The organism is Treponema sp. OMZ 799, assembly GCF_024181365.1.
Classification (GTDB): Bacteria; Spirochaetota; Spirochaetia; order Treponematales; family Treponemataceae; genus Treponema_B.
This window is the reverse complement of the sequence record NZ_CP051301.1, coordinates 2350314-2371496: the sequence shown is the minus strand read 5'-3', so window position 1 is coordinate 2371496 and position 21183 is coordinate 2350314. Positions and strand designations below refer to the sequence as shown.

Below are 21183 nucleotides of genomic sequence, written 5' to 3'. Positions count from 1 at the left end.
ATATGAATTTCGGTTTTTTTTTAAGCAGTTTTTAGAGATTTTTATTAAAAAAAAGTGTAAAAAGCCGAAAATTGATATAGGAGTTTTTTGTTAAGTTGAATAAAAAACGGCTTTTTGCGGGTATTTTTATATGTTTTCTCTCTATTGCTGCCTTTTCAAAGGGATCTGCCGAAGAAGATTATGCAACGGCTAAAAGTCTTTTGGAAGAGTCAAAAAATACTGCGGCCTTGCAGGATATAGTCAATGTCATTGAAAACAAGCCTGAATCCATAGAGAGCGGAATAAGCCTTGCCCGAAAAACAATGAAAAATCAAGCCGAATTTCAAAAAACCTTCCATGAGCTTATAGAGCTTTTAAAAGTAGATCCTAACAATAACTTAAAACGAATTGCCATAATAGATAAGATGGAACTTTTGGAATCCGATATGGATCCTGTGCTTAGAGATTTTTTAAATAAGGTCAAAACCTCCTCATTCTACGCCATTTACCGCATAAAATTTAATGATTTGATGAATGAAGGAATCAAGCTAATACAGGAGAAAAAGTATAATGATGCCGCTAAGACCTTTATTCAAGGTTTTTCAATGTATGACGGTGATACAATGAACGAAGATCAAAATGCCCAAATAAGCAGTATTTTGAAAAAAGAACTTGATCTGGTTAAATCCGACACAAGAAAATATGAAGACGCTTATGCCGAATTTATGTCGGATTTAAATAAATATAGGGCAAAAGCTTTTTCATCATCCTTATCATCTCTTGAAAGCGAGTTAAACAATTTAAAGAATTCTTCTTCTCAGCTTAGAAGTATTACAGATTCATTAGTAAGATCCGGTGCATCTTTAAAACGGATTTATCTAAACGAAAGGAAAAGGAATATTGAGACCGAAGAATCTATTTTACCCTTTGCGTACCGCCTGACTTTAGGAAGAGATTCTGCAAAAGAATATGAAGGTGTTGAAGGAGCTATGGAGGCGGGAGTTCATGATCCGCTTTATTCTTTGGCAGACAGGCATTGGTTGGAAATTAGAAAACTATGGTTTGAGTCATGCGATACATTTGATTTTGAAAGCGACATATCCATCGATAAAAATCTCTCCCTAATTGATTTTCATTTAAAGAGCTTGACCGGAATTTATTCCGTTATAAATACACGTTCCGGCTCAAGATTCGGAAAAATAGTTGATTCTCAAGACAAAAAAAGAAACTCCCTGGCTGAGCTCAATAAAATCATAGATTCGTCAAAAAAATATTACAGCAGTTTTTTAAGCATAAGAGAAAGAATACAGCCTCTTTCATCTTCCTACACCGGAAGCTCTGATGAATTGCGCAATCCTGATAATCCTAAAATTAAAACTTTCAAAGCCGAGATTCAAGAATTGGAATCGATGATATCATCAGTAAAAAAATTATCCGAATCTTCGATACCTCACATTGCGAACGATCTCGGCAAAGAACAAGAAGCTTTAGAAACCAAAAATAGTTTATTGTTAAGTAACTTGGATAAGACCCGTCTTATATGTTATGAGGAACTTGCAATCATAAATAATAGATCCGGTAAAGAGGCTTTCGCTGAGACAAAACAAAGATATGACCGCTTTACAAATAATCAAAAAAATAACGATAAGACATCTCCGGGAGAAGCAAGGCAAGAGCTCATAAACTTAAGGGAGATTATAAAGCTGGATCTTCGTATCTTGAATAATTTTATTAAAGATACGGATTCCTCCATATCCGGATCAAGTAAGGTTTTTGCAGAAAACAAAAACGGTATTGAAAAAACTATCGCATCTCTTAAAGATCTTTCCGGTATTATAGCTTCGGACTTGGCATTAACTGAATCTACTCTTTTAAAAATACAGTTGGCAAAAAATGAAGCCGATTTAAGGTTTGAGGAAGCAAAAAGAAATTTAAAATCCGGTAATTTTTCTGCTGCAAGGAGGAGTATAGAGCTGTCCCGAACAAGAACAAATGATGCTTTACAGCTTGAAGAAGATGCAGAATACAGAAGCTCCACGGATAAAAGGCTCGAACAGCTCGGCAAAGAAATTAATGATGCAGAAAACGCCGTAGTTGTTAAAGACGTCCGTGCATATTTGGAAAAGGCAAAAAAAGATTATTTTAATACCGAGTTTGTAAAGGCTGAAGAAACGTTGAATGCGGCACGCAGCCGTTGGGCAGTAACCAATATTGAACCTAACGAAGAAGTTGAAAACTGGCTGGCTATCGTAAATACTGCAGGAACCTTAAAAACCGGAAGAACAATTCCGCCTTCGGCTCCTCTTTATCCTCAAATGATACAGCTTTTAAATAATGCCAATCAGCTTTATTTGGATGCAGAGCAAAAAATAAAGTCGGGTCAGCGCCGTGCCGCCTTAAATAATTTAAATCAGGCTAAGGAGAATATACGGCAGGTATTATTGATATTCCCGTATAATGAAATTGCAGGACAATTAAATTTAAAAATCGATAAGCTGATCGATCCGGTAAACTTTAATGAGCAATTTAAGCGGAAGGTTCAAACAATCAGAACCGAGTACAAGCGTAATTCTCAAAAATCATACAGCGACCTATTGGACCTCTACGGTATAGATAAAAACTTTCCGGGGCTTGCTGCATTAAAAAATGAGGTTGAAATTTACTTAGGCCTTAAACTGCCTCCTCCCAATCTTAAAGCAATAGCCGAATCTGCAAGTCTGACTAAGTCGGCTCAGGCAATATATAGAGCCGGTGACAGACTTTCGTTCCCGATTGCCCTTCAGCAATTGGATACAGCTATTAAGTTGGATCCTCAAAATATTGCGGCAATACAATTAAAGGACTCAATTCAAATGACCATGGGAGGTGAGGCCGTTGTGGTACTCTCTGCTGCCGATGAGGCTAAATATCAGCAAGCCGTTTCCGAATTACAAAAAGGAAATAGGGTTATAGCTGCTGCATTGGTTGAACAGCTTATGCAAAGTCCGAATGCAAGAAACTCGGCAAAGGTTAGAGAATTAAAAAAGAGGATAGATGCATTACTATGATTAACGGGAAAAAACGCATGAGGAAATTTTTAAATATATTCTTGATATTTTTATTTTTTACGGTCTCTTTATCGGCAAAAGAATTTTATTGGGAAAATCCTTCCGTTATAAGCGGGCGAAATGGGCACTTTTTAAAGTCCGCTTCAAATGCAAATATTTCCGCATCTGTCTGGGAAGAAGCCGTTAAATCCTCCGATAGTGAAGGGCTGATATATATTTCTGCAGGCGTATATGTAAATAACAAATGGACAATAAATGAAAGAATAATTCCGCCTATCCCTTATACAGCCGATATTCCGTCAATTGTTTCTATCGCTGTAGGAAATGATGACAGTATTTTAATTGCATTGGTAAAAAATCGTAATACTATTACAATTTTAAAAAGTACCGATTACGGTAAAACATATACGGTTAAAAATATTACCACAGAAATATACGATTTGCTTTCTCCTCAACTATCCGTTGCTTCAAACGGTAAGTATCTTATGTTTGTTTCGCATGGGGCTGATGAAAAATTCTCTATATTTTCTTCTTCATCTGAGGACGGTCTTAATTGGTCGTCTTTTTCGGAGTTTAACTTTGCAAAAAAAATGGATAGAATTTTTCTTCCGGCACATACAGCTTCTGCAAAAAATGATGTTTTGGTTTTTCAAGCCTTGGATAAGAGCGGAGACAGGCGTGCTTATCAGCTCTTTTCTTCCTTTTCTTCCGATGGAGGAAAATCTTGGTCCGAACCTGTAAGAATAACGGATGATTTTAATTTTAATAATCAAAGGCCCCATATATCCTATATTCAAGCGGAAAAATCTATTTCAATTGTTTGGGAACAATCTCCTTACCGCAGCGAAAAAAATTCTACAGCCTACGCAGTCTTGGACAATAAAGGGAAACTTTCTTCTCCTATCGAAGTTCTTCCTTCTCAAAATGGAAGCATATTTAGTCCTAAGATTATAACTTATAACAATAAACCTCTTATATCATGGTCCGAAGGCTATGACGGCAGATCATCGGTTTTTATTGCACGAAAAGAAGATAACACTTGGCTGATTGATTCAGTTATATCGATAAACGGTTCCGTACTCTTTGTTAATCCGTTTTTTGTAGACGGTAATCTTCATGTCTTATGGCAAGAAGGCCTTCGTTCGGCAAAAATAATGCATATTGAACCCGATTATGAAGTCGGAAAGGCTCAGCTTCAGCCTTTGAATTTTGATTCAAAGACTTCAGAGGGAAAACAAAAAATTACAATGAAGATAAGGTTTCCCAATGACTCATCCGGTATAGCCGGTTATTCATATGAATGGTCAAAGGATGTCCCTCCCGAATTTGTAGAGCCGGTAATTAAAAAATTAAAAGATGAAACAGTCTTGGTTTATGAACCCGAAGAGGATGGTCTGTGGTATTTGGGCGTAAGAGTCTGCGACTATGCAGGAAACTGGTCTGAGATGACAACGGTTTCTTATGAAAGAGATATAGTTCCTCCTGCACCTCCTGTTTTTGACTTACTGGCCTTAGATAAAAAAGGTTTTTTAAAATCTAATACCTTTGATATTCGATGGGCTCCTCCCGATTTGGATATAAATGGAAAGCCCGAAACGGCTATAAACGGCTATATATGGAATCTCTCTTATATAGGTGATATAGATAAATTTCTTTCATATCTAAAAAAAGCAGACTCTGCCTTTATAGATGATGAGGTTGTGCAAAAAGTTTTGTCAGATAATTTAAAAGCTGAATTAAATACATCAAAAATAAGTTCAGTTTTAAATAAAAGAGAATTTAATAATTATGAAAACGGTCTTTATGCTTTGACTGTTTCTGCCGTAGACGCTTTTGGGAATATCGGTGCTCCGGCAGTAAAATATTTTGCTTTAAATAAATACATTCCGTATACTTATATTGCAGATATAAATGCTTCTCAATCTCTGGATGGATCTATATCTCTATCGATAGTAGGTAAGGGCTTTGCTGCCGGAGGTGAAGTAACCTCGCTCTATGTTGATGCTGATGGAGAACCTCCTTATGATTTAACCGTAGAAAAAAAAGATTTTTCTATTCTAAGCGATAAGCTTATATCAAATATAAAAATAAACTATTTGGATCCCGGCAAATATTATGTAGGACTCATGCACTCAGGCCGCGGAGTCTACTTTGCAAAAAAAACTATGTCTTTTGATGATATAGGAAATATTAAGCTAGGTGATTATGGAAATACATATAAATATAATTGGCTTCTTTCAGCTATCGATTATAATTTTGCCGATTATTTTTTAATTATTTTTTTAGTTCTATTTATTTTACTTGTTATGATTTTGTCGATATTGGGAGTTGTTCATTCGATAAAAGAAGCTATAAAAATAAAGCATGAAGTAACTGTTTTATTGCGCGGAGGTGCTATGACATTTGGAAAAGAAAAAAAACTGTCTGCATTAAAAGTTAGAGGCGGCGGATTAAGGTTGAAGTTTATTGTATTTACAACTACTTTGATAATATCCGTTATTTTAACCTTGGCCCTTCCTTTGGGATTTAGGTTTTCTGAAACACAGGAAAGACTTTTGGCCGAAGGCTTGGCTTCAAATACTCAAGTTTTACTTGAAAGTTTGAGTTCCGGCGCTAAGGCATACCTCCCTTCAAAAAACGTATTGGAGCTGGGCTTTTTACCCTCGCAAGTTTCCGCACTTAAGGAAGCAACCTTTGCAACGATAACCGGTGTTCATATAGATAATAAAAAAGTGGGTTATAATTTTGTTTGGGCTTCCAACGATAACGATATTCTTTCTAAAATAGATACTCCCGATTTTGTTGTCGGCAGATCCGAGTTATCATTGCTCCAATTGGAAGATGTATATAAAAAGCTTGATCAAATTGACCAAGAAGCAAAAGCCAATGTAGGCGAACTTGCAGATGAAATTCAATCTTTAACAAATACGGCAGTTGGAATTGCTCTGAGTACGGATAAAAAATCGGTAGAGCGCCGAAATGAAATTCAGTCTGCCATCAATCAAATGGAAACAAAACTTACTTCCGAGCTTAACAGCTTGAGTATAAAAGGTGCAGGTTCTTATCCCGAATTTAATTCAAAAAAACTTTCAAGGGATGTTACAAGCTATCTTTTTTATAAACCTATTCTTTACAGGCAGCCGGGCGGGCAATCTAATTTTGTTCAAGGTATGGTATATATTCAGGTGTCGACAAGGGGATTGATTGAACAAATTGATGAAGCGACTACAGCTTTGTATAAAATTATATTTTTGATCTCATTGGGTGCTCTTGCAGCAGGTATAGTCGGAGCTTATATTTTGTCTTCAATTATTACTGCCCCAATTAAAAAACTTGTAGAGCATGTTGCTATGATTGCAGCTACCGAAGACAAGGAACTTCTGGCAGGTAAGGATGTTAAACTTAAAACAAAGGATGAAATAGGAGTTTTAGGTACAACCATCAATGCGATGACAAACGGTCTTGTTGAAGCTGCTGCTGCATCTAAGGACCTAACCATGGGTAAGGAAATCCAAAAAATGTTTTTACCGCTTGATGTGGATTCGGCAGGCAGAAAACTTACTTGCGGCAAAACCGTAGACGATAATGTCGAATTTTTCGGCTACTATGAAGGAGCCCGAGGTGTATCCGGTGACTATTTCGATTATATAAAGCTTGATGACCGATATTATGCAATTATAAAGTGCGACGTTGCAGGTAAGGGAGTTCCTGCCGCTCTTATCATGGTTGAGGTCGCAACTCTTTTCTTGGACTACTTCAGAGATTGGAATTACAAAAAGGATGGACTAAAAATAGATCAGGTTGTAGCTCGAATAAACGACTTAATAGAATCTCGCGGATTTAAGGGCCGATTCGCAGCCTTTACCCTTTGTATTATGGATTCGATAAGCGGTGATGTTCATTTTTGCAATGCAGGCGATAACGTTATAAATATTTACGATGCCGCTTCCAAGAAAATGAAAGAAGTTATTTTAACCGAAGTTTCCGCTGCCGGGGTTTTCCCGACATTTATGATAGATATGAAGGGCGGCTTTAAGGTTGAAACCGTAAAACTTAATCCCGGAGATGTTCTTTTCCTTTACACTGACGGTATTGAAGAAGCAAAGCGCTTGTTTAGAAATTCCAAGCTGGAGCCTGTGCTATGTGAAGAACCGGGGCTTGAAAAAGATGAGGAACATGAAACTCATAGTGTAGGTCAAGACGGAGAAGAGTTGGGTAAGCCCCGCGTATGCAAAATTATCGAAAATATTTTTGCCCGCAGTTCTTTTAGTTTAAAAAAATGGCATAACCCAATCGAAAACGAAGAATTTGATTTTGATTTTACAAATCTTGAAGGTTCGATTGAAGATGCTGTTTTAGGTCTTGTGTCAGTCGAAAAAATATTCCGAATGTATCGAGATCCTAAGGCAACCGAACAGGATATGGTTCAGGTAGATAAAAAAATCGACTTATTCTTAAATAAGCATTTTAGGCAGTATCAAACCTATTGCGGGAATCGTAAACCCAATGCCGTCTACGACGAATATCTTTACTATACAAATGTGCGGGAAGATCAGCAGTATGACGATTTGACCATATTGGGAATTAAGAAAAAATAAGCCATGCTCAAGGTTCAAAATTTAGCAAAATATTACGGAAGCAAAAAAAATCCTGTTATAGGCTGCAAGAATATTTCGTTTGAATTAAAGACGGGAGAGATAACTTCTCTTTTGGGTTTAAACGGTGCAGGTAAAAGCAGTATCATAAACTGCATCTCAGGTTATTATACTCCTGATGAAGGTGATGCCTTTATAGACTCATACTCCGTCTTAACTGAGGGGTTTGAAGCAAAAAAACTTTTAGGTATTCTATACGAACAAAATCCTCTTTATTCGAATATGACAGTTTATGATTTTTTATATTTCGCAGGTCAAATGCACGGAATGAAAAAAGATAAATTGGAAGATGCTTTAAATGAGGTAATCGATTTTTGCGAGATAGATGAGGTAAGGGATAGATTGATTAAGGGGTTGTCTAAAGGGTTTAAACAGCGTACCGGTTTGGCTCAAGCCGTTTTACATAATCCTCCCTTAATTATTTTAGATGAGCCGGCCTCAGGTTTTGATTCGGTGCAGGTAAAAGATTTTGAAAAAAAAATCCTGCACATTGCAAAAGAAAAAACTATCTTGATTTGCACGCATGATTTAAGACAGGCGGCAGAGCTTTGCTCCAATCATATTTTGATTAATAAGGGAGAAATAATAGCTATAGGAAATCTTTTAGAAATAAAAGAGCAGCTTCAAGAAGCCGGCTGCGAGTTTGATTCCGGAATTAATTATACCGTATTGGAAAAAGCCTTTGAGTTTTTTGCAGGGATAAATAAAAATGAATTTAGAAAAAACGAATAAGAATCTTATTTTTTTTATTGCAAAAAAAGAATTTAAAATGATGTATAAGAGTTCTTCCCTTTATGCATCCTCTCTTTTTTTTATCTTGGGGGCTGCTATTGCCTTTATCGGTTCGGATTCATGGTTTAATGCAGGTCTATCTGACTTAAAAACATTTTTTTTAAATATGCCTTTTTTGCTTTGTGTTGTAGTTCCTATGCTGACGATGAGTGTATGGAGTGACGAAAAAAAACAGTTTACCGATAAGTTTTTGTTTTCTCTGCCTGTTTCAATCCGTTGTGTTGTACTGGGAAAATATTTAAGCCTGATTTTAATTTGGTTTATTATGCTTTTTTTTAGCTTGATAATACCTGTTTCGGTTTTTTCGTTGGTTTACTTTGATGCCGGTTCTTTTTTCGTTTCTTATTTTTCCGTTTTTTTATTCGGTGCAGGAATTATTTCGATTTCGCTCGGTCTTTCTGCATTAAGCAGTAAAACCGAAGTCAATTTTTTGCTTTCGTTTTTGACGGTTTTGTTTTTTACCCTTATTTATCCTTTAACAAAAAATTTAAATTTTCCGGTATTGCTGAATAGGTTTATAGGCTATCTTTCCTTTAGTTCTCATTTTGAATCGGCTGCACGCGGACTTTTAGATTCCCGGGATCTTATCTTTTATCTTATTTTAATAGCCTTAGGCATCGAGTTAAATGTTTTTATTTTAACAAGGCAAAGGGATGCAAGATGAAAAAAGAATATAGACTTCAATTCCTGCTTTTTGTTTTAATGCTCGTTTTAATTTCTCTTGTTTCTTCAAAATTATATTTTAGATTTGATATGACAAAAGAAAAAAATTATACCTTGTCGGCTTATACAAAAGAATTGTTGCTTAATCTTGAAGCTTCAGTAAAAGTAACTTGGTTTAAAAGCCCGAATGTAGATGTTTTTTTTCCTTCATTAAAATATCTTAACGATATGCTCTCAGAGTATAAACGCTGCTCAAAAGGAAATTTTGATGTTTCGGTAAAAGATACTTCAAGCCTTTCATCTGAAGCGGTAAACAAACTAGGAATAATTCCCCGCGAAATAGAAGCTCAGGATAATGCCGTCAAGGTAATTCATAAACTCTACTCCGGGCTTATGATTGAATACATGGGAGAGACAAGGGTAATACCCTTTGTAGATGATGTTGATTCTCTTGAGTATGACATTGCAAGATTTATTTTGAGTATGAGAGATGTGACTATGGGAAATATTCAAACCGGAACCGTTTCTTTGATTGCCGATCCGGCCTTGCTTGAAAGCGATTATTCTTATGTAATTCCTTGGCTTGAATATGCAGACTTTAATGTTCTGCCCTTAAAACTGCCCATAGATACGGTACCTCAGGATCTTCCTCTTTTGGTTATAGGCTCCGATTATATAGATCATTCTTCGGCCGCTGCCATAGATATGTTTTTACAAAAAGAGGGCAGGGCTGTTTTTTTTGTTTCGGGGAACAAGGTTGATGTAAAAGGCTCATGGAAGCCAAGACCTAAGGTGAAAGATTTCTTATTGGATGTACTTTCTTATCACGGCTTTTATATAAACTCGGACATGGCCCTCGATTTGGTAAATAACTTCCGCATCACGATGTCTCAGGTTGATAATAAGGGAACAAAGTTAATCAATTATCCTTTTTGGATTCAGATTCCTTTGAGCGGAATCAAGCAGGGTAATCCGGTATTTGCAGCCTACCGTCCTTTAATTTCTTTTTGGCCTTCTTCAATAGATATTGATTTAGATAAAAATCCTAATCTTGTTCCCTATGTGTTTACCGGCAATAATTCTTTGACGCTTATCGATTCTTACAGCACCGATCCTCTTGAAAATCATTTTAAAAAATTTGAGGATGCGTCTTTTAAGCCTTCAGTAATTACTGCAGGCCAAACAAAGCCTTCCCGCATCTTGGTTATAAGCGATGAATATATGATAAGCAGGGCAATAGACTATACCGGTTCTACCTACAATATGGATTTTATGGTAAACTGTGTAGAATATATTTCTTTAAAAGATAATCTTCTTTTATTAAAAAATAAAAAACATTCCCCTCCGCCTTTTAAACAATTTGAAGATAGTGAAAAACTGATAAGCCTTATATTCAGAGCCAGATTAATTTCTCTCATCTTTCTTCCTCTTTTTATTTTTATTTTGGGTCTTTACGTGTTTATAAAACAAAGGAGATTAAGGTGAAAAACTTTTTTAAGTTAAAAAAATATACTCAAGGTTTGATTTTTGTAAATATTTTTTTTCTCTTAGTTTTGCTTTTTGTAAATATTCCAAAAGCTGAAGCAAATATTTTTAACACTTCCCTTGTTTTAAAACAAAATATAGAACACATAGATGAAATTATTTTTACCATTCCCGATAATTCTCTCCCGCCTCGATTCAACGAGTTAAGACTTATCAAAAAAAAGGATAAGTTTATTTTAAGTACTAAAACAGGAGAATATAAGGTTCAGCCGGCCCTAATAGAGCGCCTCTTTTCGGCATTAAGCACAAGGCAAAATTTTAAGCTTGTAAGCGATTCCGTCAAACAATATTTTAATTTCGGCTTGGATGAAGATCATGCTGCGCGGTTGCAGCTTTTGCGCTCAGATAAAACCATAATAGGAGATTTTGTTTTCGGAAAAAACGATACTCTCGGTATAAACCGCTATGTGCGGATAGATGCCCGCACAAAAATTTTTATTATGCCCGATGTTTTAGCCTCTTTTTTAACCGTAAGCAGTAATTTCTGGCTTGACTTACAAATTTATAAATACAGGTTTGAGAAAAATTCAATCCAGCTTATCAAAAAAAATAAGGGTTCCATAATCCGTTCAAATAAAAATGAAAAGGTCTTTGATGAGCTGCAAACATTTTTAAAACAATTTTCATGTATAGATATTTTTCCCGCACTTCCTCTTAATAATGCAAAAAGTGAAGAGCTTAATTTAATTTTAGGAAGCGGGGAAAACATAAAGATAATTTTTACACCGATGGAAGGCGGCGATTTTATTTTGTTTGATTCTTCTTCAAATAATTCCTATGTGATAAGCGGATACACAAAACGCCGCATTGATTCCATCTTAAATTCTATTGCCCCTAAAGACTGATATTTTTAATTGCAGTTTCGCTCAGTAGTTTTTCGGTATTGCTTATGCAAAGCTCCAAATAGTTTTCGGGTACCGGTGTTTTTTTCCAAGGATGGGTTAAGCCGCTTGAGCTGTTTATTCTTATAAGGGTCAAATCGCAGCCTGCATTTTTAAGAACTTCCATTACCGTTTTTGCATCACCCCCTTGGGAACCGACTCCCGGAATCAGCATAGGAACTTCTTTAGCTTTTGCATAAATTTCTGCAATGAGTTTTAATTCTTCCATTCCCGTAGCTCCGACAACGGCTCCCGTTCCCGGAAATTCGTTTGCATAAAAAGCGATTTTTTTTGCAATCTCGATATAAAGCTCCGAATTTTCTTTACCGTCCGGGCTCATTCTAAGATTTTGAAAATCCTTTGCACCGGGATTGCTTGTCCGGTTTAAAATATAGGCTCCCTTATCGATATATTTTTCGGATACAAAAGGAAGAATAGAATCGCTTCCCATGTAGGGGCTTATCGTTACGGCATCGGCCTTCCAGCCGTCAAAGGCCTCGATAGCATAGTTGAGGCTTGAGCGGGCTATATCGCCCCTCTTCGAATCAAGGATTACCGGAATACCCGGAAAATGCTTTTCGATTAGGCTTAAAATTTCTGCAAGACTTTCAGAGCCCGAAAAATCTTTTTCCCTGGGTTTATCCAATGCGGAATAATAACCTATATTCGGTTTAAAGGCTGCAGGAATTAAATTCTTTTTCTGCATCTTATCGAAAAGCTCTTTAAAAAAACTTACAAGATTTTCTTTTACATTTCCCGTTTTATTTGGAATTGCTTCAAGGACAGGGTCCAAGCCCATACATGTGCAGTTGTTTGTTTTTTCTGCCGATTTTTTTAATAGTTCAATGTAGTTCATATTGGCGATAAGTTTAGCCTAAATTTAAGGCCTTGTCAATTGTCTGTAAATTTTAGCAAAAAATATAGATAAATTTTAAAAAAAACGATTTTTTTACTTGCAGATATAAAATTTCGGATTTATAATATAGATATGAGGAAAAATAAGTTTTTTTTAATAACCATGGTCGCATTTTTAGGTATTGCTCTTTCGGCTGAGTCTCTGTCTTCTAAGTTGGAAGCTGCTCTAAAAACAAAAAATGTGAAAGCCGTGCGCGAACTTCTGCTTTCGGCTCCTGCAAGTGAAAAAACAAAATTTGAAAAAACTATTATTAATGCTGCAAAACAGTCTGTTCGTTCTGGTGATTTGGATTATGCAAAAAATCTTGCTGAAGTTGTTCTAATATCAAATCAGGATAATGTTGAAGCTCAAGATCTCTATTCATCGATTGTAGAAATGCAAAAAAATCAAAAAAAGCTTGATGAGCAAAAAAAACAGATCCAAGCTGAAGCTGAAGCCAAGGCTAAGGCCGAAGCTGATGAAAAGGCTAGAATAACGGCAGCAGAACAAAAAGAGAAGGATAAAGAAGCTTTGTATAAATCCGTATATGAAGTTGACCTAAAAAATTTCTATCTTGATGCAAGTTTGGGGCCCTCATTCAGCATTTTCGGCAGCAGCTTTGCCGATAAAGCCTTTGGGCGTAAAAAAACTAATTCCGATATTGGTGTATTGCTAGGATTTCATGCCGGCTTTGTTCATCCTTATGTATTATTAAAGCTGGGATTAAACCTAAATTGGCTTACTGTGGCTATGGCAGGAAAAGATCTTTCAGTCTTTGTAGTATCCCGATTTGCAATAGGGACCAATGCTGCTGGCGGTGTGCCTATTTTTTTGTCGACGGGACATAGTTATATAAACTATTACGGTAAGGGCGGAGGTGAACAAGCGTCCATGCTGTATACCAAAATAAGCAGTCCCTTTGTGGGGCTCAGTGTTGAAGATTGGCACCCCATCGAAAAGTTAGGCTTAACTTTTAAATTTAATTGGATTCCCATATCGGTTACCAGTCCCTTTATGAGTTTTGGTATGCATACGAATATTGGAGCAACTTATGAATTTTGGAAAAACCACATCATGTCGTTAAGAGTAGGAAGCGACATGGATATATATGCCTTTACTGCAAAGAAGTATGCCGACTGGAATCTTATTCCGAATATATATGTAAATGCAATATTCCATGTTCCCAAATGATTTGAGGTAGAATAAAAATGAATTGTAAGACAAAAAAGGACTTAAAAGTTTTATCGTATACTCGAATACTTTGTTCCCTTTTTTTCTTGATTTTTACGGTTCAAGTCTTTGCCGGCACTGAGCTTATGGAAAAAATGGTTGAATCTATTAATCGGGGTATTTTATTAAAAGAGTATGATAAGGCATTTACAAACAGCCTTTTTGTATTACGCAATTACAAGGATCAAGAATTACCTATTGATGTTGAAGATGCCTGCAAAAGAGCCGTAGCCTCATGGCTTTCTTATCTTGAAAACGAAAAAAAATGGGAAGAAATTATATATACTGAACAAAAATTATCTTATGCTCCCGATTCCATTAAAAAACTTTCTAAAATTCCGGTTGATAAGGCAATAGAAAAACTGAAAACCTCTTCTGCTCTTCCTGATTGGCTTAAAAACAACCCGGTTGAACATAGACTGCCTCAAGTTGAAAGCGGTATAAATGAAAGTGCTTCCGTTTCAATTCCGAAGGAGTCCGGCGTTTTAACTATAGAGGATAAAATACAGATTCTGGAAGAGCAACGAAAGATCTTTAAGGAATTTCTTTATAACATGAAAAAGATGGAGAAAGAGCAGGAGAAAATTCGCTATAGCGAAAGGGAATTATATGAAAAAAAACGTTTGGAGATGGAGCTTGCAAAAATAGAAGCAGATAACGAGCTGCGTAAGTATATAGGAGAAATTGTTGAAGATAACAAAAGAAATACTAATAAAATTATCATAATGGTTTTAATTGCGGCGTCAATTTTTTGTATATGTTTGACTACAGTTATTATAGTACTTGTACTTGTTAACAAAAACAAAAGGAGTTAACTATGAAACGTTTGTGTGTTATAATTTTAGTTCTTGGGGTATTGATTTCATCATGCGGTATAAAAACAAATTTGGATATTCAGGAGGCTGTTTTTCCGCCTGAACACTCAATCATAGTATATCAGGATGCTACTTCACAAGGCTTTAAAAACGGATCCACATTATCTTTGGTAGGAATAGGTGATGCCGGATACAGTTCATGGGAAGAGCTTCATATTGAAAATTTAACCGAGCATGAAATAAAATTTGACGGTCTTCCTAAAATTACAAATACCGATGTATTTGAAATTAGGGACACTCTTTTTAAATATAAGATCGGTCCTTATGAAAGAACTGCTTTTGAAGTCCGTTATAAGCTTGCCGATATAGGATCGGTTGAAACCGGTCTTACAATAGATTATCGCGTGAATGATCGCAAAAGGAAATTTTCTATTCGGCTTAATGGAAATTTTATAGGTCTTCAAATAGTTGAAGTCATTGATGCAAATCCTCCTGCTATTCCAACAGAGATTGAACGTAACCTGCCTAATGGCGGTGCCGGAGTCGATTTCGGATATAAGCCGAACGCACAAGCTAAGCGGAAATTCCGTATAAAAAATAATAGTAATGAACGCATTACTATCCACAGCGTTTCACTTGATTCCTTTGCAACTATTGCCGGCTTTAATTTTGACGGTCAAACCGGATTGACTTTGGGTGTTATTTCTGCTAATTCTTCAAAAGATTTCGAGCTCATATTTCCTGAATCCTCTATGCCTACATACAAGGAAGGAAATATCGTAATACAGCATGACAGAAGCCCTCTTCCTTATAAAATTGCAGTTTGCGGCGGAGGTGAAATTATGCCTATTGAAATAGTGCATAGAAAAAACGGTCAAGATGTTTCTTGTGTTGTGCCGTACAAGCTGGACAAAAACTGTTATGACTTCGGCTATAAGTCTGCCGTGTCGGAATCTCAGGCTATCAGTATTAAAAATATGAGTAAGGCTATATTGCGCTTTGAGAATATTGATGTGAATCTGGACCCGGGACCTTTTACATTAGAAAAAAATTATGGAAATACAGAGCTTGTCTATCCCGGAGAGAAGGCCGGACTTGAAATTAAATTTACTCCGCAACCAGGTGTGTGGTCTGAAAAAGATATTACCATTGATGATAAAAATACGGGAAGAAAATATACTATATCTCTCACCGGTTCCGGATTTAAACAGCCTAAGGATATAAAAGATCTTGTTCTTTGGTTAAGGGCTGATAGGATTGGATTGGAGCATATTTCTGAAGGTAAAATAAACTGTCTTCCTGATGTATCCGGAAATAATAGACATGCCTATAAATATAAAGGAAATAGTCCTACATATTCCGCTTCGGGAGTTAGCGGACTTCCTTCTGCTACTTTTGCAAATAAGGAAGGCTTGGCTGTAATTTGTGCTCACGATGACTGGATGTTATATGAAGCTACAGCTAGTACTGCCTTTTTGATTTTTAGTTGTTCTAACAATATTAATCAGCAAATAGCTATTACCGGCTCAAATGGATCCAGGCGCGTTTATCCTTCAATAGGTTTGATTCCGTTTCAGTATGATCCTGTAGACGGTGTTTACGGCAATGGTGCCAATACAGGTAAACCTACTAGAATAAAAAGATTTTATATAGAATCGGATTATGTACTGGGTATTAGAAGTCCTTCCGCATCTATGACATATGATGTCGAATCGGGAAAAGCTTTTTCGGCAGGAATACTTGTTAATGTGGATATTTCCGGTAATGATCCTCAAGTTAGATTTTATGTAAACGGTAATGAGACTAAAACGGGTCAGACGCCTATAGCCTATCTATACTCTGCACCGGGAGGTACTTCAGGTGGTAGTGAAACTGCTGTAAACAGAGCCTATGGCTATCCTGTAGGCGAAAATGGGTCAATAAGAGACTATGCACTAGGACCTAATCAAGATACCGATCCTTGTAAATTAGACTATGCCTGGTCTTTGCCGGGCAATAGTGCTTATTTTTCTTCAAGATTGGCTACTCATATAGGTGTTGAAGGCAGCGGAACCTTAAAGAATCTATATATCGGTAAAAATGCTGATGAGTCTTTGCCTTTTTACGGGCAAATTGCAGAAGTCATGATTTTTAAACGGGCTTTGACTGACGATGAAATTAAAGACATAAATAATTATATAGTCAAAAGATATAATACCGTGACTATAGAATCTTTATATACACGGCCTCCTTATCCTCCTGCACCATAATTGCATATTTTTGAGTAATGTGATATAATCTTCCGATTATGTTAATTACTTTTAAAGAATTGGGACTTGACGATATAGTCCTACAAGCAGTTGAAGCCAAGGGGTTTGAAGAGCCGACTCCTATTCAGGTTTTGGCAATCCCGAGGCTTCTTTCGGGAGAAGCAAATGTTATAGCTAAGGCTCGTACCGGAACCGGAAAGACGGCAGCTTTCGGCCTGCCTCTTGTGCAGGAACTGCGCGCAAATACGGGAAAGGTGCGGGCGCTTATTTTGGTTCCTACCAGAGAGCTGGCCGTTCAAGTAGCAGGTGAACTTGAATCTTTTAGAATCGAAGAGTTTCCCCGAATCACAACCGTTTACGGAGGAGCTGCGATAGGCCCCCAGCTGAGAAGCTTAAAAACCGGTGTCGAAATCGTTGTGGGAACCCCCGGCCGTGTGATGGATCATCTTGAACGGGGTTCCTTAAAAATTGAAGACATCGAATATTTTATTTTGGATGAAGCCGATGAGATGCTCAACATGGGCTTTATCGAAGACATAGAAAATATCTTTTCAAAGGCAAATCCTGAAGCCCGCGTTTTAATGTTTTCGGCGACGATGCCCAAGCAGATCTTGTCTATTGCCTCCGACTTTATGGGGGACTATGAAATTGTCGAAGAAGAGCCTCAAGAAGAAAGGGCTTCTTTAACCGAGCAATTTTTTTGGGTAGTAAGAGAAGGGGATAAAACCGAAGCCCTTGTCCGCCTTATAGATACAAGCCCTAACTTTTACGGCCTCGTATTTTGCCAAACCAAAATCGATGCCGATGATGTTGCAAAAGAACTTGACGAAAGGCACTACGAAGCTGCCGCCCTCCACGGGGACATTCCTCAAAGTCAGAGGGAAAAAATTTTGGAGCGCTTTAGGTCCAAAAAGACCCGCATCCTTGTTGCAACCGATGTTGCCGCCCGCGGTATCGACATTGAAGGCATCTCGCACGTTGTAAACTATGCAATTCCCTATGACGGGCCGACCTATACACACCGAATAGGAAGAACGGGGAGGGCAGGAGCTGCGGGTATTGCAGTCAGTTTTGTCCGCCCTAACGAGGTAAAAAGAATCGAGTACCTGCGCAAACATGCCCGGGGCGAATTAAAAGAGGGTAAGCTTCCTTCAATCGAACAAGTCATCGAAATCAAGCGAACCCGTATCTTAAAAGAAACGGCAGCTCAAATCGAAAAAAGAATGAACGAAGAAAAGCCCGAACAAGGCTTTGCTGCCTTTGCCAATAAGCTTACGGAATACGGAGATGCTCAAACGGTTCTTGCCTTTATTCTTCAAATGCAGTACGGCTCGTTTTTATCTCCCTCGCATTATAAGACAATTAAGCCCGTCCGCTCCGAAGGCCGTATACGTAAATCGGGCGATGAAGATTCTTTACGCCTCTATATAGGACTAGGAAGAAAAGACGGCATCACAAAGCGTAAACTTGCCGAAATGTTAAGCCGCCTTCTTTCAATACCTGAAAGGCTTGTAGACGATATCGAGGTTATGGATAAGTTTTCTCTGGCTACAATGCCTAAAAATGCGGCAAATGATGCCCTCCGCCTTTGCAAAAAGAAAAGAGGCTTACCTCATATGCACATTGATGTAAAAAGTGAAGCCCCGGCCTTTTCCGGATCTAAAAGACCTAAGCGCAGTTTGGCCTCAAAAGGAAGGCATGATTCAAAAAAGAAAAGAGAATCTTCCGGATCTGCCTCAAAATACAAACGTAAATAAGTTTTATGTATTTGCTTGACAACTCACTCTTTTATGATATATAATTTAACTCCAAGGGGGAATTTTTATGAGTGCTGTAAAGGGGTGCGTTCGGGATAAAAATAAAAAACCTGTAAGCCATGCAAAGGTTGCTCTTTTAACCGAAAGGTTTGAGGTTATTACGAGCGGTGAAGCTGATGAATCCGGTTGTTTTTGTTTAGAAGCCGAATCAAAAAAATACCCTTATTTTATTGCGTCAAAAGGTTTTAATGAAAATTTTCTTGAATTTTGGGGCTACAATATAGATTTAAGGCAAAATGTTGAAATAAATCCTAAGCTGGGAAAAATAGAAATTTTTAGCTTGATATTTTTTCCTTCTTTGGATACGGATAATACCATGATGGTATATTTTAGACCTATGAGTTCAAAACTTCTTTTAGGAGAGGAAAAAGCGATAGCTCCGGAGCTGAACACCGACGATATAACCGTTTCAGTAAACGGTGATTTTTGTGAAATTGTTACTATGAGGGTTATTAACGAAACACTCGACAAGGGTGTTGAGCCTATAAAGGCCTATGCCTTGAAGATAGAAATGGCCGACATAGAATTTGACGGAAAAAATAAGCTTGAAATAAGTATAATAAAAGACGGAGATTACGGCGAAGCCGTTTTGTTTTTCTAGGTTTTTAAGATAAGTTTATGATAGATTCACATGTTCACCTTAGGGACGGCCTATTGGCCGAAAAAGAAACCATCGTTCATGCCCTTTCTTTAGCCTGTCCTGCAGGTTTTACGGCTTTCTTTGATATGCCGAATACCAATCCGCCTCTCACAAATGCAGATGCTGTTTTGGAGCGTTTTGAGCTTGCCGAGCGTTCTATAAAAGCCGCCGGCGTTTTTGCTTTTTATGGTGTTTACGGCGGCATCACTGCCGATAATTTGCAGATAGAAAAAATGGCCTTGTTCTATAAAGAGCATTTTCCAAAAATCCTCGGTTTTAAAATGTTTGCAGGGCATTCTACAGGCAATATGGGAATTGTCGAAAAAGAAGATCAAAGAAAGGTTTATTCCGCCCTTGCAAGACTCGGTTATGATGGCTTAATAGCTGTCCATTGCGAAAAAGAAAGCCTCATGAATAATTCCATTTTCAATATTGAAGAACCTAGGTCTCACAGCCTTGCCCGTCCGCCTATTGCCGAAATAGAATCTATAAAGGATCAAATTGAACTTATTAAAGCCGCGGGTTTTAAAGGACATCTTCATATTTGTCACATAAGTACAAAAGAAGGAATAAGGCTCGTTGCCGAGGCGAAAAGACAAGGCCTTAATATTTCTTGCGGAGCGGCGGCTCATCACGCTCTTTTAAATATCGATTCTTATAAAAACTCGGGCCTTTTTGTAAAGATGAATCCTCCCTTGCGTGAAAAAGAAGACCAAGAGGCCGTTTTTAATTCTCTCATTTCGGGCGAAGTTGACTGGATTGAAAGCGATCATGCTCCTCATACCCTTGAAGATAAGAAAAAAGGCGCCTCCGGCATTCCGGGGTTTGCAGGTTCCCTCATTCTTTTAAAAAAACTGCGCAAAGCCGGCTGCTCCGAATCTCGCTTAGAAGAACTTTGCGGCAAGGCCGTCAACCGAATTTTCAAACTTAATTTGCCCTATAAAGTACCCTCAAACACCGAAATTGACGCCTCCCTCCCAATCCTAAGAAACGGCTATCCCTTTGATGCATTTGAATTTATGTAGCTAAGTTGTAAAAAAGATTACTTGACAAATATAAAAAAAATGTATATTATAATTATAGTTACTCTTTATGAGTACTGTTTTAACAAACCTGTATAGTACGGCTTCCCACTTATTCGGGATAAGCCGGAGTTACAGGTTTTTTTATATTGGGAGGAGATTTGATGAAAAGAACTGCTATTTTAGTGGATGGGGGATTTTACCGTAAACAAGCCTTATATCATTTTGGTAAAAAACGACCGGATGAGCGTGTTACCGAATTAATAAAATATTGTAAACTGCACCTAAAAGAACGCTCCAAGTTTGAAATTATAGATAAAAATGGAAAGAAAAAACGCCGATATCAGTGGAACGAATTATACCGAATATTTTATTATGACTGTCCTCCAATATCAAAAGCCTTATATCATCCTCTAACTAAAAAGAATATAGATTTTTCAAAAACCGATACCAATAAATGGATGGTGGAATTTATTGAACAGTTAATTCATCAAAGAAAGGTTGCTTTAAGGATGGGGACATTGGCTGATAGCACTGCTTACTATGGTTTAAAGAATAATACGGTTAAAAAGCTGTTTTCAGAACGTTTATCAATTTCAGATATAACTGAGAATGATTTTGATTTGGTTTTACGGCAAAAAGGGGTAGACATGAAAATCGGTATAGATATTGCTACTCTTGCATATAAAAAGTTGACTGATCAGATTATTCTTATTACTGGAGACAGTGATTTTGTGCCGGCTGCTAAATTAGCACGCCGAGAAGGCATTGATTTTATAGTTGACCCGATGGGACATAAAATTTTGCCTGATTTAATGGAACATATTGACGGATTACAATCCTATTATAAACATGTTGCACTTAAAAATTCTGCACTGCAATGTTAAAAAGGTAATTCTCCCTCCCAATCCTAAGAAACGGCTATCCCTTTGATGCTTTTAAATTTATGTAAT

Annotated in this window: 14 protein-coding genes; 13 read left to right on the top strand and 1 reads right to left on the bottom strand. The window is 37.2% G+C overall.

The annotated features are described in order from the left end of the window. Positions 1-95 precede the first annotated feature (95 nt). Genes E4O04_RS10935 through E4O04_RS10910 form a run of 6 tightly spaced genes read left to right on the top strand, consistent with a single transcriptional unit; the run spans position 96 to position 11526 of the window. On the top strand, positions 96-3026 hold the full coding sequence (locus tag E4O04_RS10935) for a hypothetical protein (protein ID WP_253707966.1): 2931 nt from the start codon (positions 96-98) through the stop codon (positions 3024-3026). Continuing rightward, positions 3023-7624, top strand: a complete 4602-nt coding sequence (locus E4O04_RS10930; RefSeq protein ID WP_253687297.1) for a SpoIIE family protein phosphatase — start codon at positions 3023-3025, stop codon at positions 7622-7624. Before E4O04_RS10935 ends, E4O04_RS10930 begins: the two co-directional genes overlap by 4 nt. Before the next feature lie 3 nt (positions 7625-7627). Next, positions 7628-8413, top strand: coding sequence for an ABC transporter ATP-binding protein (locus E4O04_RS10925; protein WP_253687298.1), 786 nt, complete (start codon positions 7628-7630; stop codon positions 8411-8413). Further along, positions 8391-9137: an ABC transporter permease gene (locus E4O04_RS10920; protein ID WP_253687300.1), complete on the top strand. Its 747-nt coding sequence runs from the start codon at positions 8391-8393 to the stop codon at positions 9135-9137. Before E4O04_RS10925 ends, E4O04_RS10920 begins: the two co-directional genes overlap by 23 nt. Continuing rightward, entirely contained in the window at positions 9134-10621 is a 1488-nt protein-coding gene (locus E4O04_RS10915) for a GldG family protein (RefSeq protein WP_253707963.1), read from the top strand. The genes E4O04_RS10920 and E4O04_RS10915 overlap by 4 nt, the downstream gene beginning before the upstream one ends. Continuing rightward, a complete protein-coding gene (locus tag E4O04_RS10910) occupies positions 10618-11526 on the top strand; it encodes a DUF4340 domain-containing protein (protein ID WP_253707960.1) in 909 nt (302 codons plus the stop codon). Before E4O04_RS10915 ends, E4O04_RS10910 begins: the two co-directional genes overlap by 4 nt. Here the strand turns inward: E4O04_RS10910 and pyrF are convergent. Next, entirely contained in the window at positions 11516-12418 is a 903-nt protein-coding gene (pyrF, locus tag E4O04_RS10905) for an orotidine-5'-phosphate decarboxylase (protein WP_253707957.1), read from the bottom strand. The two genes, E4O04_RS10910 and pyrF, sit on opposite strands and share 11 nt — an antisense overlap. Positions 12419-12550: 132 nt before the next feature. Here pyrF and E4O04_RS10900 point away from each other — a divergent pair, with 132 nt between their 5' ends. The 7 genes from E4O04_RS10900 to E4O04_RS10870 all read left to right on the top strand — a co-directional run bounded on the left by E4O04_RS10900 (position 12551) and on the right by E4O04_RS10870 (position 21117). After that, on the top strand, positions 12551-13648 hold the full coding sequence (locus tag E4O04_RS10900) for a hypothetical protein (protein ID WP_253707955.1): 1098 nt from the start codon (positions 12551-12553) through the stop codon (positions 13646-13648). 17 nt (positions 13649-13665) lie between these two features. Then, positions 13666-14502: a hypothetical protein gene (locus E4O04_RS10895; RefSeq protein WP_253707953.1), complete on the top strand. Its 837-nt coding sequence runs from the start codon at positions 13666-13668 to the stop codon at positions 14500-14502. Positions 14503-14504: 2 nt separating this feature from the next. Continuing rightward, positions 14505-16751, top strand: a complete 2247-nt coding sequence (locus tag E4O04_RS10890; protein ID WP_253707951.1) for a LamG domain-containing protein — start codon at positions 14505-14507, stop codon at positions 16749-16751. Positions 16752-16789: 38 nt separating this feature from the next. Beyond that, a complete protein-coding gene (locus E4O04_RS10885; protein ID WP_253707949.1) occupies positions 16790-18508 on the top strand; it encodes a DEAD/DEAH box helicase in 1719 nt (572 codons plus the stop codon). Between the two features lie 67 nt (positions 18509-18575). After that, positions 18576-19169: a carboxypeptidase-like regulatory domain-containing protein gene (locus E4O04_RS10880; RefSeq protein WP_253707947.1), complete on the top strand. Its 594-nt coding sequence runs from the start codon at positions 18576-18578 to the stop codon at positions 19167-19169. Between the two features lie 17 nt (positions 19170-19186). After that, positions 19187-20233, top strand: coding sequence for a dihydroorotase (locus E4O04_RS10875; RefSeq protein WP_253707946.1), 1047 nt, complete (start codon positions 19187-19189; stop codon positions 20231-20233). A gap of 161 nt (positions 20234-20394) precedes the next feature. Further along, complete coding sequence (locus E4O04_RS10870) at positions 20395-21117, top strand: NYN domain-containing protein (protein ID WP_253707944.1); 723 nt, start codon at positions 20395-20397, stop codon at positions 21115-21117. Positions 21118-21183: the final 66 nt, after the last annotated feature.

Excerpts from the sequence above, each read along its gene's own strand:
- E4O04_RS10875 (WP_253707946.1), top strand. The coding sequence starts at position 19,187 with ATGATAGATTCACATGTTCACCTTAGGGACGGCCTATTGGCCGAAAAA.
- pyrF (WP_253707957.1), bottom strand. The coding sequence starts at position 12,418 with ATGAACTACATTGAACTATTAAAAAAATCGGCAGAAAAAACAAACAAC.
- E4O04_RS10920 (WP_253687300.1), top strand. The coding sequence starts at position 8,391 with ATGAATTTAGAAAAAACGAATAAGAATCTTATTTTTTTTATTGCAAAA.
- E4O04_RS10925 (WP_253687298.1), top strand. The coding sequence starts at position 7,628 with ATGCTCAAGGTTCAAAATTTAGCAAAATATTACGGAAGCAAAAAAAAT.
- E4O04_RS10900 (WP_253707955.1), top strand. The coding sequence starts at position 12,551 with ATGAGGAAAAATAAGTTTTTTTTAATAACCATGGTCGCATTTTTAGGT.
- E4O04_RS10885 (WP_253707949.1), top strand. The coding sequence starts at position 16,790 with ATGTTAATTACTTTTAAAGAATTGGGACTTGACGATATAGTCCTACAA.
- E4O04_RS10930 (WP_253687297.1), top strand. The coding sequence starts at position 3,023 with ATGATTAACGGGAAAAAACGCATGAGGAAATTTTTAAATATATTCTTG.
- E4O04_RS10890 (WP_253707951.1), top strand. The coding sequence starts at position 14,505 with ATGAAACGTTTGTGTGTTATAATTTTAGTTCTTGGGGTATTGATTTCA.
- E4O04_RS10880 (WP_253707947.1), top strand. The coding sequence starts at position 18,576 with ATGAGTGCTGTAAAGGGGTGCGTTCGGGATAAAAATAAAAAACCTGTA.
- E4O04_RS10915 (WP_253707963.1), top strand. The coding sequence starts at position 9,134 with ATGAAAAAAGAATATAGACTTCAATTCCTGCTTTTTGTTTTAATGCTC.
- E4O04_RS10895 (WP_253707953.1), top strand. The coding sequence starts at position 13,666 with ATGAATTGTAAGACAAAAAAGGACTTAAAAGTTTTATCGTATACTCGA.
- E4O04_RS10870 (WP_253707944.1), top strand. The coding sequence starts at position 20,395 with ATGAAAAGAACTGCTATTTTAGTGGATGGGGGATTTTACCGTAAACAA.